The organism is Streptomyces sp. NPDC043854, from assembly GCF_056436005.1.
In genome coordinates this window covers 24396-37879 of the sequence record NZ_JBWKDK010000031.1, presented here as the reverse complement: position 1 = coordinate 37879, position 13484 = coordinate 24396, and the positions used below count along the sequence as shown (strand labels likewise).

General features: G+C 72.3%; 13 protein-coding genes and 2 pseudogenes. 8 read left to right on the top strand and 7 right to left on the bottom strand.

The genetic code is table 11. The features are described 5' to 3' along the window. Positions 1-453 precede the first annotated feature (453 nt). The gene (locus AC068A_RS25315) at positions 454-1857 is read left to right on the top strand and encodes a UDP-N-acetylmuramoyl-tripeptide--D-alanyl-D-alanine ligase (RefSeq protein WP_478588472.1); all 1404 of its coding nucleotides are present in this window, start codon (positions 454-456) and stop codon (positions 1855-1857) included. Here the strand turns inward: AC068A_RS25315 and AC068A_RS25310 are convergent. Next, positions 1854-3170, bottom strand: coding sequence for an MFS transporter (locus AC068A_RS25310; protein WP_478588470.1), 1317 nt, complete (start codon positions 3168-3170; stop codon positions 1854-1856). The two genes, AC068A_RS25315 and AC068A_RS25310, sit on opposite strands and share 4 nt — an antisense overlap. Beyond that, on the bottom strand, positions 3167-3706 hold the full coding sequence (locus AC068A_RS25305) for an ArsR/SmtB family transcription factor (RefSeq protein ID WP_478588468.1): 540 nt from the start codon (positions 3704-3706) through the stop codon (positions 3167-3169). Before AC068A_RS25305 ends, AC068A_RS25310 begins: the two co-directional genes overlap by 4 nt. 98 nt (positions 3707-3804) lie before the next feature. On the opposite strand from AC068A_RS25305, the gene AC068A_RS25300 reads away from it, so the two are divergent. Next, positions 3805-5349 (top strand): hypothetical protein, encoded by a 1545-nt coding sequence (locus AC068A_RS25300; RefSeq protein WP_478588466.1) that lies wholly within the window; start codon positions 3805-3807, stop codon positions 5347-5349. A gap of 364 nt (positions 5350-5713) precedes the next feature. Further along, positions 5714-6154 (top strand): VOC family protein, encoded by a 441-nt coding sequence (locus tag AC068A_RS25295; RefSeq protein ID WP_478588464.1) that lies wholly within the window; start codon positions 5714-5716, stop codon positions 6152-6154. Here the strand turns inward: AC068A_RS25295 and AC068A_RS25290 are convergent. Then, positions 6136-6336: a transposase gene (locus tag AC068A_RS25290; protein WP_478588462.1), complete on the bottom strand. Its 201-nt coding sequence runs from the start codon at positions 6334-6336 to the stop codon at positions 6136-6138. The two genes, AC068A_RS25295 and AC068A_RS25290, sit on opposite strands and share 19 nt — an antisense overlap. 51 nt (positions 6337-6387) lie before the next feature. Here AC068A_RS25290 and AC068A_RS25285 point away from each other — a divergent pair. Together AC068A_RS25285 and tsaD are read left to right on the top strand one after the other, a co-directional pair. Beyond that, positions 6388-6582, top strand: a pseudogene (locus AC068A_RS25285) (IS110 family transposase); the annotation flags it as partial. A 193-nt stretch (positions 6583-6775) separates the two neighbouring features. Further along, positions 6776-7834, top strand: a complete 1059-nt coding sequence (gene tsaD, locus AC068A_RS25280; RefSeq protein WP_478588554.1) for a tRNA (adenosine(37)-N6)-threonylcarbamoyltransferase complex transferase subunit TsaD — start codon at positions 6776-6778, stop codon at positions 7832-7834. A gap of 114 nt (positions 7835-7948) precedes the next feature. Here tsaD and AC068A_RS25275 read toward each other — a convergent pair. The 3 genes and pseudogenes from AC068A_RS25275 to AC068A_RS25265 form a co-directional block, all read right to left on the bottom strand. After that, positions 7949-8083, bottom strand: a pseudogene (locus AC068A_RS25275) (IS630 family transposase); the annotation flags it as partial. A gap of 27 nt (positions 8084-8110) precedes the next feature. Further along, positions 8111-8881 (bottom strand): hypothetical protein, encoded by a 771-nt coding sequence (locus tag AC068A_RS25270; protein ID WP_478588460.1) that lies wholly within the window; start codon positions 8879-8881, stop codon positions 8111-8113. Between the two features lie 159 nt (positions 8882-9040). Next, entirely contained in the window at positions 9041-9265 is a 225-nt protein-coding gene (locus AC068A_RS25265) for a DoxX family protein (protein WP_478588458.1), read from the bottom strand. Positions 9266-9361: 96 nt separating this feature from the next. Here AC068A_RS25265 and AC068A_RS25260 point away from each other — a divergent pair, with 96 nt between their 5' ends. Beyond that, positions 9362-9736 (top strand): TetR-like C-terminal domain-containing protein, encoded by a 375-nt coding sequence (locus tag AC068A_RS25260; protein ID WP_478588456.1) that lies wholly within the window; start codon positions 9362-9364, stop codon positions 9734-9736. 141 nt (positions 9737-9877) lie between these two features. Here the strand turns inward: AC068A_RS25260 and AC068A_RS25255 are convergent, their stop codons facing one another. Further along, the gene (locus AC068A_RS25255) at positions 9878-11389 is read right to left on the bottom strand and encodes an alpha/beta hydrolase family protein (protein ID WP_478588454.1); all 1512 of its coding nucleotides are present in this window, start codon (positions 11387-11389) and stop codon (positions 9878-9880) included. 259 nt (positions 11390-11648) lie between these two features. Between AC068A_RS25255 and AC068A_RS25250 the strand changes: the two genes are divergently transcribed. Together AC068A_RS25250 and AC068A_RS25245 are read left to right on the top strand one after the other, a co-directional pair. Then, the gene (locus tag AC068A_RS25250) at positions 11649-12803 is read left to right on the top strand and encodes a sensor histidine kinase (protein ID WP_478588452.1); all 1155 of its coding nucleotides are present in this window, start codon (positions 11649-11651) and stop codon (positions 12801-12803) included. Further along, positions 12800-13462: a response regulator gene (locus AC068A_RS25245; RefSeq protein ID WP_478588450.1), complete on the top strand. Its 663-nt coding sequence runs from the start codon at positions 12800-12802 to the stop codon at positions 13460-13462. The genes AC068A_RS25250 and AC068A_RS25245 overlap by 4 nt, the downstream gene beginning before the upstream one ends. Positions 13463-13484 lie beyond the last annotated feature (22 nt).

Below are 13484 nucleotides of genomic sequence, written 5' to 3'. Positions count from 1 at the left end.
AAGCCCGGCGGCGGCAAGGACGGGCCTCGGCAAGAGGCTCGCGGCTATCTGATACGCGTTGTGATCGTCGTACCGGACCACGTCCCCCTGGTGTACGGAGTCCTTGCGGCCGTGGCCTTGGCGGCGGTGCCGCTCGGCGGGCGCGTCACCGCGCGGGCCCGCTGCTGATCCGCCGGCCTTCGGACGTGCGGTCGGCGCGGTGATGTACGCGGTGAGCAGCCAGGCGGCGCCGCCAGGGCGCAGGCGGCCTGGCGGCGGGGGTGTGGAGGAGCACGCGGAGGCGGTCAGGCGCCCGGCACCTCGCTACGACCCGGATCACCGGAGCCCGCGGCGACCCAGGCCGAGCACTGCTGGTTTCGCACGTGCCGGCCTGCGGAGGCGTTACGGTCGAAGGACTGAGCCGGGCGGCGCTCTGCCGTGCCGGGCAAGTCCTGCTGATTCGGAGTGGGTTACGTGATCCCCCTTTCGCTTGAAGCCGTCGCGGCCGCCGTCGGCGGCCGTCTGTGCGACGTGCCGGACCCGGCTGTGTTGGTGACCGCGCCGGCGGCCGTCGACTCGCGCGCGGTCGAGGCGGGTGGCCTCTTTGCTGCGCTGGCCGGTGAGCACGCCGACGGGCACGCCTTCGCAGCTGATGCGGTGGAGGCCGGGGCGGTGGCGGTCCTCGCCGCCCGCCCCGTCGGTGTTCCGGCCGTGGTCGTCGACGACGTGCTGGACGCGCTCGCCGCGCTGGCCCGCACCGTGCTGGCCGAGGTGCCGGAAGCGATGGTGATCGGGCTGACCGGCTCGGCGGGCAAGACCAGCACGAAGGATCTGATCGCGCAGGTGCTCCCCGAGCTCGGGCCGACGATCGCCACGGTGAAGTCGTTCAACGGCGAGATCGGGATGCCGCTGGCCGTCACCCGCCTGCACCGGGGCGTGAAGTACATCGTGCTGGAGATGGGCGCCCGCGGCATCGGCCACATCTCCCACCTGACACGCATCGCCCCGCCGACGGTCGGCCTGGTCCTGAACGTGGGGACCGCGCACGTCGGCGAGTTCGGCGGCCGGGAGCAGATCGCGCAGGCCAAGGGCGAGCTCGTCGAAGCCCTCCCCGCCAAGGGGCTGGCCATCCTCAACGCCGACGATCCGCTGGTGGCCGCCATGGCCCCGCGGACCCGCGCCCAGGTCCTGACGTTCGGCACCGTGCAGGACGCCGACGTACGGGCGGTGGACGTGAGGCTCGACTCGGCAGGCCGGGCCTCGTTCACCCTCGTCGCCGCCGGCCGCGACGCGCGGGTCTGCCTGACCCTTCACGGCGCGCACCATGTAGCCAACGCACTGGCCGCTGCGGCCGTCGCGATCGGGCTGGGCGCCGACGTGGAGAAGACGGCCGACGCGCTCTCCCGCGCGGTGCTGGTGGCGTCCGGACGCATGGAGGTCACCGACCGGCCCGACCGCGTACGGGTCATCAACGACGCGTTCAACGCGAACCCCGATTCGATGAAGGCAGCACTCACCGCCCTGGAGGCCATGAACAGCGGACGGCGGACCATCGCCGTCCTGGGAGAGATGAAGGAACTCGGCGCCGACGGCGGCGACGGACACCGGCAGGTCGGCCGCCTCGTCGCCGCCGCCGGCGTGAACGTGCTGATCGCAGTCGGCGGCGCCGACGCGCAGGCGATGGCCGACGCCGCCCAGGAGAACGACCCGAGCCTGAAGGCGGTCAGCGCCCGCGACCGGGACCACGCCCTGACCCTGGCCCGCGACCTGATCGAGCCGGGGGACATCGTCCTGGTGAAGGGCTCCCACAGCGTCGGGCTGGAGCACACCGCCGAACGGCTGGCCCGGCCCGACACCATGGTCAGCGACCGCTACTAGACGGCGGCGGAGACGGCCGCGTGCTCGATGTCCTCTGCGGACACCACGCCGGCCGAAGTCGGCGGGCGATCGGGATCATCAGCCGGGGCGGCGGCACGCAGCGCCGCCTCAACCCGGCGGTTGCTGGTCATGGTCGACGTGACGGCAGTCATGGTGAGGAGGAGGCCGGCGGCGGTGTAGAGCGGGGTGCGTACGTCGTAGGTGGTGGCCAGCCAACCGCCGAGGAAAGCGCCGAACGGGGCGGCGCACATGGCGAGCATGCGGGAGGTGGAGGCGACCCGGCCCATCAGGTGGGCGGGGACGATCGCCTGTCGGAGGGAGGGGCCGAGCACCATCGTGGCGCCCATGCCCGCTCCGCACACGGCGAGCGCGAGGCCGGCGACGTACGGGTTCGGGGCGACGGCAAGGCCCAGGATGGCGAGTCCCTCGACTGCGGCCGTGCAGGTGAGCGCGGCGCCGGTGCCGAGTCGTCGGCCGAGGAAGGAGGCGATGCCCGCGCCGAGCAGACCGCCGGTGGCCTCCGCCGTGAGGAGCAGGCCGAAGCCGAAGGTGTCGATGCCGAGACGATCGTGCGCGAAGAGGGCGAGTACGGTCTCCACGGCGAGGAAGGCGATGTTCCCGAGCGCCGGACGCAGCGCGAGCCCGAGCAGCAACTGATCCCGGAATACGTACGAGGCGCCGGCCCGCGCCTGCCGCAGCAGCGACTCACGGGCCTGCGGTACGGGCCGGGGTGCGGCAGGCAGCGACCGTACGAGCAGTGCGGAGAGCGCGAACGACACCGCGTCGGCGAGCAGCGGAACCGCCCGCCCGAGCGCGAGCAGGGCACTGCCCGCGGGCGGCCCCGCGAAGCCGGACGCGGCGGTCTGGGTGCCGCGCAGGCGGGAGTTGGCGCGCTCCAGGAGTACGGGGTCGCGGCCGAGCAGATCCGGCAAATAGGCCGTGGCGGCCGTGTCGAAGAAGAGTCCGCCGAGGCCGAGCAGGAAGGCGACGGCCGCGAGCAGTGGAATGCTCAAGCCGTCGAGCGCGGCCGCGGCCGCCGGTATCGCGAGCAGCACCGCACGCGCCGCGTCCGTGACCCACATCGTGCGCCGGCGGTCCCAGCGGTCCACCAGCGCACCGCCGAGCACCCCGAAGAGCAGCCACGGCAGCGTTCCGGCGGCCGTGACGACGGCGAGCGCCATCGGATCCCGCGTCAACGTCAACGCGAGCAGCGGCAGCGCGGCATGCGACACCCCGTCACCGAGCGAGGACACCGTCTGCGCAGTCCACAGCCGTCCGAACCCGGTCGGCAACTTCCGGACGCCTGAGGTCACTTGGCGTCCCCTTCGGCCTGCTCGCGCGGTGCCGGGTGGAACAGTGCGAAGACGAGTGACGCGTCCGGCAGCGACGGATCGGACAGCTCCCGGTACTCGTCCGCCAGTGCCTGCAGCCGCGCCCCCAGCTCCGCGAACTGCTCCTCGGTGAGCCGCAGATGCGCCATCCGTACGTGCCGCTCGCCATCCACCGGCGCTGCCTCCAGGTCCGCCACCGCATGCCGCATCAGCACATCCGGCCCTCCCTCGCCCGGATCCGGCAGCACGATCGCCCGCGCGGCCATGGCGTAGTACCGCTCGTTGACCCCCCGGACCTTCCGCGTTCGTACCACCTTCACCAGGCCGGCCCGTTCGAGCAGCCGTACGTGGTAGCTGGAACTCCCCTTCGCAAGGCCCACTCGCTCGGCGATCTGCGTAATCGTCGCGGGCTCGAAGCGGAGCACGGCCATGATCCGGTGACGCGTGAGATTGGAAACGGCGCGTAGCTGCTCGTCAGTAGTGACGTGGAACGTCTCGGGAAGATCATCGGTAGGCATGCCCCCAATGGTCAACACTTCTTGACCATTTGGCAAGGGGGTTGTTCGGGCTTCCGGAAACCGGCAGTTCGACGACGGTCCGGGCAGGATGTCTTCCTGTGAACCATGTGCTGTGCGGGCTCGCTGCCAATGCGGCCCTTCCCTCCGAGCTGGTCAACCGGCTGATCGCCATCGCGGACGCGGACATCGCCGAGGGCCTCGCCGGTCGTGCGGACCTCAGCCATGAGCAGGCGGTTGCCCTGGCTTCGCGGATTGGGGAGAGCGCTGTGCGGCTTGCGTACGAGGGCCTACTGACCGCCGCTGACGTCGATCCCGCCGCGCAGCCGCACGCCGCGCTCGCCTTGCTCGACGAGCGTTCCGGCGACCTGGAGTGGGCACGGCTCTTCGCGGCGGATCCGGATATCGGGCGCCGGGAGAAGCTGGCCGCCTGCCCCGGACTTCCGCCCGGTGTGAGGGAGACGCTCGCCGCCGACCCGGACGTACGGGTCGTTGCGGAGCTCGCGTTGTGGACGACGGCGGACATGGCCGCCCGGCTTGCGCGGCATCCGCATGCCGAGGTGCGCCGCGCGGTGGCGGCCAACGAGGCGACGCCACCGGATGTGCTGGCGATGCTGATCACCGGCGAGGGGCTGCCTCCGGCAGAGCGGTGCCTGGTCTGCGACGGCGAGGAGACGCCATTCGTGCACGATCCGCAGTGTCCGCGGCTCGACTGCGATCTGCGGTCCGGTGCCTCGTGTGCCGGATCCCACGAGTCCACCGTCCTCGACATGGTGGAGCTGGCGCTGCGGAACCCATGCACGCCTGTCGAAGACGTCGTCCGATTCGTCGACCACCCTTCAACGCTGTTGCGTTGCGGACTCGCTGCCCGCCCGGACCTGCCGCCGGAGGTGCGGGGAAGGCTCGCTGGTGACCCGGTGCCAGGTGTCCGGGCCGACCTCGCCGGGAATCCGGCGATCGACGACGCCCTGATCCGCACACTGGCCATCGACCGTGGCCACGACGTGCAGCGCACCCTCGCGCACAATCCCCGCGTGCCGCTCGACGTGCTGTCCCGCCTGGCCGGCGCTGTCAAGATCGGGCCAACCCTGCTGCCGCGCATTGCCGCGGCTTCTCCCGCCGAGGTCGAGGAGCTGGCCACGTCGTCGAATCCGGCTCTGCGGATGCTCTTGGCCGAGCGACGCGATCTGCCGGCCGAGATCCGTGACGCGCTGGCCGCCGACCCTGACGTGAAGGTGGTCAAGTCCATCGCGCCTCACCCGGGCCTTTCGGAGGCTCAGCTGCGCACCATGGTCGAACGGCACGGGGTTCAGGTCGTCGCCAAGGTGGCGGGCAACCCGGACGCACCGCCGGCGCTGCTGGAGGACCTGACCAGACACGTACCGCCGGCGCAGAAGGCGTTTCGCGAGGTCGCCCGGCATCGCAATGCGACGGGCCCGGCACTGCTCGCCTGCTTGGCAGACAGGCGGGCACGGCCCATAGCTGCCGGGCACCCGGCCCTGCCGCCGCCGGCCATAGTCGAGCTGCTCGCCGACGACGACTGGCAAGTGGTGGAAGCGGCGGCTGCCAACCCGTCGCTACCGTTGGCCGTGATGTCGGAGCTGGTGCCCGAGCTGGTGCCCGAGCCGAGCGGGGCATGGAAGTAGCGCAGTGCGCCGGCAAGCCATGCGGGCCACTCCACAGAAACACCGGTCCGCTGGAGCAGATCCCACAAGCCCTACCGGTGAATCCGGCCACGGAAGTCTGCAGAGCTGTACTGGGTCGAACGGCCGGGGATGCCTGACTCATTGCGGCGGCTGACGGCCGTCCAGGCGGCGTGGATGTACGCGCGCCTGCTCTCCGGAGGCAGGACCGACGGGCGGTCGCCCCGCCACGGTCCGGGTCCGGGCGACCGGACACCGGCTGCCTCTTGGCGTGTATCGAAAGGGCTGCCAGGCGCCCGAGCCGTATGCGCGGAGAGCGAGCGCAACTCGGTGGCGTCCGGAGCGGAAATCAGCAAGGCTCGCGTGCATGGTCTCGGTATTGCAGAACGTGGCGATCGACTGTGCGGATGCCTACGAGCTGGCCCGGTTCTGGAGCAGGGTGACCGGCCGTCCGCTGCATCCGGAGGACAAACCGGGTGATGCGGAGGTACAGGTGCTGCTGGCGGAGGGCCCGGTGCTGTACTTCAACCAGGTGCCCGAGGCCAAGACGATCAAGAACCGGATCCATCTGTGTTTGCGCCCAGAGACCTCGCGTGAGCAGGAGGTTGAACGGCTGCTGGGTCTCGGTGCCACCCTTGTCACCGATCGCCGGAATCCCGATGGCTCTGGCTGGGCGGTCCTTGCCGATCCCGAAGGCAACGAATTCTGCGTTCTGCGCAGCGAGTCCGACCGGGCCGCCATGACTTCCCGCCCTGCAGGCCGTGGAGTCGACATTGAGATCCCAGGTGATCAGGGAGATCCCAGGTGATCAGGCCCTTGGCCCTTGGCGTCGGCCCGGGCCTGCAGCCCGGTGAAGACCCGCTGCCAGGCGCCGTCCCGCTGCCGGCGGCGGAACAGGTCGTACACCCGGCCCCAGGGCCCGTACCGCTCCGGGACATCCCGCCACGGCGTCCCGGTCCGGGTCCGCCACCACCGTATGCCGTCGATCAACTGCCGCGGTGAGGGTCCGTACGAGCCCTTCTATGCGGGGCCGTAGTCCAGCGTCGGCTCCGGCGGGTCCTCTACACCTCCGCGCTGTTCAGCATCCGACGGTGCGAGGAATCCCGCCGGTTCTACGACCGCAAACGCGCCGGGGGCAAACGCCACACCCAGGCCGTCCTCGCCCTCGCCCGCCGCCGCGTCAACGCGGCGAGAAGGCCGCCACCGCCGCCGGGATCGAGGGCCGCTCCACCATGACCCGCGACCAGTTCGCCGACGCCCTCGCGCACATCGGCCGCAGTCGGCGCACGTCGTAGGAGGCGCATTCGTGGGCGGCAGGTCCTGGCCCGTGCGGTGCCGCGCGACGGCCGTGGTCCGCCGAGCCGGTACCTTATTGCACATCTATTGCAATAGCAGATGATGTGTGAGAGGGGTCAGTGTGGGTGCTCCGGTGGTGCTCGGGATCGAGTCGTCGTGTGACGAGACGGGCGCGGGGATCGTGTCCGGGGGCCGACTGCTGGCCCACGTGGTGGCGTCGAGCATGGACGAGCACGCCCGCTTCGGCGGCGTGGTGCCGGAGATCGCCGCCCGCGCCCACCTGCAGGCGTTCAACCCCGTCGTGCGCGAGGCACTCGACCAGGCGGGCCTGCGGCTCTCCCAGATCGACGCGGTGGCGGTGACCACCGGGCCGGGGCTATCGGGTGCACTGCAGGTGGGTCTGGCCGGGGCGAAGACGCTGGCGTACGCGGCCGGGGTGCCGCTGTACGGGGTGCACCACCTGGCCGGGCACGTGGCGGCCGACACCCTGGAGCACGGGCCGCTGCCCAACCCGTGCATGGTGCTGATCGTCTCGGGCGGGCACACCTCGCTGCTGCTCGTACGGGACCTGGTGCGCGATCCGATCCTGCACCTGGGCGACACCGTCGACGACGCGGCCGGCGAGTGCTTCGACAAGGTCGCCCGCGTCTTCGGCCTGCCGTATCCGGGCGGGCCGGCCATCGACCGCGCCGCCCGCGCCGGCAACCCGTGCGCAGTGGCCTTCCCGCGTCCGCTGACAGGTGCGAAGGACGATCCGTACGCGTTCTCCTTCTCCGGCATGAAGACCGCCGCCGCGCGCTGGGCCGAGCGGCACCGCCTGGACGGGGAGGAGATCCCGGTGGCCGACGGCGCCGCCTCGCTCCAGGAGGCCGTCGCGGACGTGCTGACCCGCAAGGCGCTGGCGGCCTGCCGCGCGTACGAGGTGCGCACGCTCGTCGTGGTCGGCGGGGTCGCGGCGAACTCGCGGGTGCGGGCCCTGGCCGAGGAGCGCTGCGCGGCCGCCGGGGTGGAGCTGCGGGTGCCGCCGCTGACGCTGTGCACGGACAACGGAGCGATGATCGCCGCCGTCGGCGACCTCCTCGTACAAGCCGGAGCCGACCCGGCGCAGCTGGACATGTCCATCGACCCGTCCGCACCCCTGGAATACGCCGCCCTGCACCCGGCGGCGCGGCCGGCCGCGGTCGTCGCGTGAGCGCAATAGCGGTGCGCCGGGTGAGGGCCGGGGCGCTTTTGGCCCGCGGCGAGGACGTGCGGCGGGTGTACGCGGAGCCGTTCGCGGGCCCGCCATGGAACCAGGGGCGCCGGTAAGAACCTGCGCGGATGACAGCACCATCTGTCCCCGCCGCCGGGTCACCACCGAACCGGTGCCTCTACGGATGATCCGCAGCAGGCGCTGCCCCTCGTCACCATCGATCTCGCGAACGCGTACCCGCTCTGCCATCCGCGCATGATCTCGCCCAGTGCACGGTCATGCGGGTATCCCCGGCGGCGCATAGTGGCGCACGTAGTCACGCATCTGAGGCTCGAGTCCGGACAGGTCACCGCCGTTGAGGGCATGCCAGAGACGGTTCTCGATCCAGAACCGATGGGCGAACTCCTCGAACGAAGGTGCGCACCAGAGGATTGCGGCCCTTTGCTCCTCCGGATCGTCGAGATTGGTCTCCGTCTCTTCCCCATCGCGCCGCGCCTCGTACTCGTATTCGTAGTCGAGATAGGAGTGCACCACGAACGCCTCACCCGAAGGACGGAGGTAGAGGTACCAGATGACGCAGTCCTGTTGATCGCGCAGGAATCGCACGAGGAAGGCACCAGGCTCGACCGGACTGGGCAGGGGCTCTGAGATATCGGTCCAGCAGCAGGTCACCGAGACCTCATCCAGCGAGAAGTGCAGCTTCGCGTCGGCCTGGAAGGAGACGAAGTCCCGAGGCAGCGTCAAGCCCTCGGCCGCAAGGTTCTCTGCCAAGCGATTGAGCGCCGTGACCTGTTCGGGAACAGGTTCGCCGGTACCGCCGAGCCATTGAAAGGCTCCCGTGAACTCGGTGGTGTCCAGAGGTGGCAGGCTCTCGTAGGGGTAGTACTCGTAGGTGCCGCCGCAGGGTCGGTATTCACCCAGGTCGGTGGCACACCAAGCAGAGTCGAAGCCGACCGAGGACACGTCAGACCCTGATCGTTCACCAGCCATCGGCCCTCCATTGATCACCGTGAGCGGAGTTGTTGGCGTCAGCATCGCACTGCCCACTGACACTCCCTGCGACGGGTGGGCCAGGCTGGCTCTCCCTGGCGATCGGGGCAACGGTGTTCTCCGGACGCGACCCTGGTCATCCCCTTGCAGGTAACCCTTCGCAGCGAAGGTTGAGGATTGTCGCCGAGGTTGGCGACCGCTAGCGGCGGGTACTCTTCAGCGACCACCCGCCGGCACGGAGCCGGCCCCTCGCGGAGGACCGCTCGCCGCGCCGCCGGACCCCGCCGGGGCGGATCCGCCCTTCGCCGCCCACAGCGCGGTGGCGATGTAGAGCAGTTGCTCGGGGATCCGGAACCACAAGGGCGTGGCCGGGTCGCCGTTGAGCGGGACGTCCTCGGCGGCGGCGTAGATGTTGGCGGGGAAGACCAGGACGAAGAACACCGCCAGGCTGATCCCGGCCGTCTGGCGGGTTGAGGCCCGGACGAGCCCGGCGTCTCACACGCCGCCTTCAAGCACCACTTCGGCGGCAAGCCCGGCGTGCTCACCGCACTGGCGGCGGAGGGCTACAACCTGCTCGCCGACGCCCTGACCGCGGCTGGTGACGACCTCGTCGAGGCCGGCGTGGCGTACGTACGGTTCGCGGCCAGCCACCCGGCGCACTTCGAGGTGATGTTCCAACCCGGCCTGTACCACGCCGACGACCCCAGCCTCTGCGCCGCGAAGGAGCGGGCCGGCCTGGCGCTCACGGCGGTGCTCTCGACCTCGGCCGGCGAAGCCAACGAGCTGGCCGCCTGGTCAATCGTCCACGGCTTCGCCAGCCTGTGGCTGAGCGGTGCACTGCCGGCAGGTCTCGGCGACGACGCGGGAGACGCCGCACGGCCGGTCATCTCACTGCTGGCGCTCACCCCGTGAGCGCGGCCTGCGGCAGCCGAATCCCCGACCCGCCCCGCCTGCGACCCACGCGGGGCAGTCGCAGGTAGCCGACGGGAAACCAAGAATGCGAGGCCCGGTGTCATAGATACCCGACACCTTCTTACGCGCGTGTTCGGCCAATCACGGGGTCAGCCCCGCAGTTCCCCGAGCCCCTGATGGTGAGACCGTGTAGACCTTCCCGTAGGCCCGGAGGGTTTCGGCCGGGTCGCCGGGGCGGCCTCGCAGGACGGCGTCCAGGAAGGCGAGGGTGGCTCCGGCGACGACGCGCGGGCTCTCGGTGCGGCCCAGGGTGCCGACGATCGAGGGCACCGGCGGCAGGTAGAGCGGGCCGTCCATGAAGGTGAGGTGCCCGGCGCCGGGGACGGCAAGCCGGTGGCTCGTCGCGGTGCTGTGCTCGAGGGCGTCGGTGAGGCGGGGCAGGTAGCGCGGGTCGGTGCCGGCGGTGATCTCCTGGGTGAGCGCGAGCGCCGGCTGCTCGAGGGCGGGCGCGGTGGGGCCGTGGGGGTATCCGTCCAGGTCGACGACGGCGTCGAACCGGCGGTCCTGCCGGGCCGCCTGCAGGGCGGCGGCACCGCCCAGGGAGTGGCCGGCCACCGCGGCGCGGCCGGTGTCCAGGCGTCCGGTCAGCGGGTCGGCGGTCTCGCCCCGGTCCAGCCGTTCCAGCTGGGTGAGGACGAAGCCGAGGTCGGCGGCCCGGACGGCGGTCCAGCCCGCCGCCAGCTCCTCGTCCCGGTCCCGGTCCCCGCTGGAGGCGGTCGTGGCGCGGATCGTGCGGCCGTCGGCGAGGACGACGACGGCGGAGTCGTACGGGTGGTCGAGGGCGGCGACCAGGTAGCCGTGGCCGGCCAGCTCCTCCGCCCAGGCGGTGTTCTGGGTCCGCACCCCGCCCGACCCCGGGGAGAACAGGACGACCGGGAACCGTTCTCCCCCACCGGCCACCGGGGCGTCGACGACCGCACGGCTGCGAGCCCGCGGGACGCCGTCGACCAGGAAGCCGGGCAGGCCGACCCCGCCGGCGAGGGCCTCGGCGACGGTGCGCGCCTCCCGCTCCGTGCGTCCCAGGTACTGGGCCCGCTGGGTGCCGGCGGGGCTCTTCTGCGCGGGGTACCAGAGCTGGGCCACGACCGTGCGCCGGTCGTCCGGATCGGCGGTGAAGCTCTCGGGGCGCAGCGGGTCGGCCCACTGCACCACCCGGGTGCCGACCGCGAAGCCGCCCGACGGCTCGGGGAACTCGGGCACGGGGAAGGCCCAGGCCGCCACCGGGCCCATGGCGATCAGGCCGGCGCAGGCCAGCGATCCCGGCAGGGCCAGCCACCAGCGGGCCCGCCACGCCGGTCGGCCGGTACGGCGTCGCAGCAGGGGCGGGAGGGCGAACGCCGACGCCAGGGCGGCGCCGGCCAGGACCGGCAGCAGCTGCCAGCGGATCCCCACCACGCCCAGCACGGTCGCGGACGCCACGAGCACCGCCCCCGCCCCGATCGTGACGGGCCGGCGGGCGGCCGGGGGAAGCCAGCGCGCCGCCACCAGCGCGAGGGCACCCAGCAGGACGAGGACTTCCGGAAGGGACATCGACAGCCCCGTGATGGTTTCGGTCACCCGGCCATGCTCGACGCCGGGTCCGCGCCGCCGCATCGGTCCCGGGTCGCCGCCGGTTGCCACTCCGGTCGCAACCCGGGCGGGCCGCGGTGCGACCGGAGTGGCAACCGGTCACGCCCGTCCGGCGGCCGCTCTGCGACCGTGGGAGGTGGTGGGCATCCTCCTGCGGCCGTACGCCGGCAGGGTGCGGTCGGACGGTGGGCTCATGCGCGCCGCCGCCCCCGCGGCCTAGGCTCCGGCTGAACGCGCTGACGGTCCCGGTCGGGCCGCCACGACGACCGATCGACGGGGAGGTGTGACGGTGCCCCACCGGGACCGGGTACCGCCCCTGGTGTGGGACGCGGCGCTGCCGATCCTTCTCCTCCTCAACGTCGTGACCGCCTACCCGGCGCGGGAGCTGCCGGTGGCCGCGGCGCTCACCGCCGCCCTGGCGCTCCCCCTGCTGTGGCGGCGCCGGGCCCCGCTCGCGGTGTTCGGCGCCGTGGCGGCCGCGGCCTTCGTCCAGTGGCTGATGGACGTCCAACTGCCCGCGGACATCGCCCTGCTGGTGGCCCTCTACACGGCGGCCGCGCACACAGGCCGGCGCGGCACGCTCCTCGCCGGTGCCGTCGTGGAGGGCGGAGCCGTGCTGGCCTGCCTGCGCTGGACACCGGACGGCGCGTTCCTGACCCCCTTCGTCGCGCTCTCCGCGACGGTCGTCGCCGCCGCCGTCCTCGGGGTGAACGTGCGGACCAGCCGGGCCTACCTCGCCGCCGTGCAGGAACGGGCCGAACGGCTGGCGCTGCACCAGGAGCAGCAGGCACGGCTGGCCGTCGCCGAGGAGCGGGCCCGGATCACCCGCGAGATGCACGACATCGTCACCCACAACCTGTCCGTCATGGTCGCGCTCACCGACGCCGCCGTCTACGCCCAGCACAGGTCCCCGGACCGGGCCACCGCCGCGATGCTGCAGATTTCCGAGACGGGCCGGCAGGCGCTGACCGACATGCGGCGCTCGCTGGGCGTCCTGCGGACCGGCGAGCGGGACGCGGAGCGCCACCCGCCGCCCGGCATCGCCCAGCTGGAGGCCCTCGCCGACCAGATGGGCGCCGCCGGGCTGCCGACCCGCCTGGAGATCCGCGGCGGCCACACCCACGTCCCCGCCACCGCACAACTCACCGTCTACCGTCTGGTGCAGGAAGCCTTGACCAACACCCTCAAGCACACACCCGCCGGCACCCGCGCGACGGTCCTGGTCGAGTGCTCGGCCCAGGCCGTCGGCGTGGACGTCACCGACAGCGGCCCCCGCCCGGCGCGGCCCGCCGCCGCACCGCCCGGCCACGGCATCCCCGGCATGCGCGAGCGCGCGGCCGCCTACGGGGGAACGCTGCAGGCCGGACCGCTTCCGGGCGGCGGCTGGGGCGTCCGAACCCGACTCCTCCTGGGCGGCGGCGGGGCGGCCTCCGCATGACGATCCGCATCCTGATCGCCGACGACGAGGCGCTGCTCCGGATGGCCTTCGGCACGGTCCTGGAGGCCCAGCCCGACATGACACCGGTCGGCGAGGCCGCGGACGGCGCCCAGGCAGTCCGCCTCGCCCGGGAGCTGCGGCCCGATGTCGTCCTCATGGACGTCCGGATGCCCGGGACGGACGGGATCGAGGCGACCCGACAGGTCGTCGAGGTCGCCCCGCAGAGCAGAGTGCTGATCCTGACCACCTTCGACCTGGACGCGTACGCCTTCGCCGGTCTCGCCGCCGGAGCCTCGGGCTTCCTGCTGAAGAACACCAGGCCGGAGGAGCTGCTCACCGCGATCCGCAACGTCGCGGCGGGCGACGCGGTGCTCTCCCCGCGGATCACCCGGCGCCTGCTGGAGGACTTCCGTCTGCACCTGCCCGACGGCGGCGCGGCCGTCCGCGACGAGCGGCTGGACCGGCTGAGCGCCCGTGAGCGCGAGGTGCTCGTCGAGGTCGGCCGCGGCCTGTCCAACGCCGAGATCGCGGCCGCGCTGTACCTCGCGGAGGCGACCGTGAAGTCCCATCTGGGGCGGATCCTGCACAAGCTCGAACTCCGCGACCGGATCCAGGCCGTGGTCTTCGCCCACGACAACCGCCTGGTCCGCCCGGCCTGAGAAAGGTGTTGGGTAATCGGGT

Coding starts and splice junctions, on each gene's coding strand:
- AC068A_RS25305 (WP_478588468.1), bottom strand. CDS start 3,706: ATGCCTACCGATGATCTTCCCGAGACGTTCCACGTCACTACTGACGAG.
- AC068A_RS25295 (WP_478588464.1), top strand. CDS start 5,714: ATGGTCTCGGTATTGCAGAACGTGGCGATCGACTGTGCGGATGCCTAC.
- AC068A_RS25255 (WP_478588454.1), bottom strand. CDS start 11,389: ATGCGGCGGCGCGGACCCGGCGTCGAGCATGGCCGGGTGACCGAAACC.
- AC068A_RS25245 (WP_478588450.1), top strand. CDS start 12,800: ATGACGATCCGCATCCTGATCGCCGACGACGAGGCGCTGCTCCGGATG.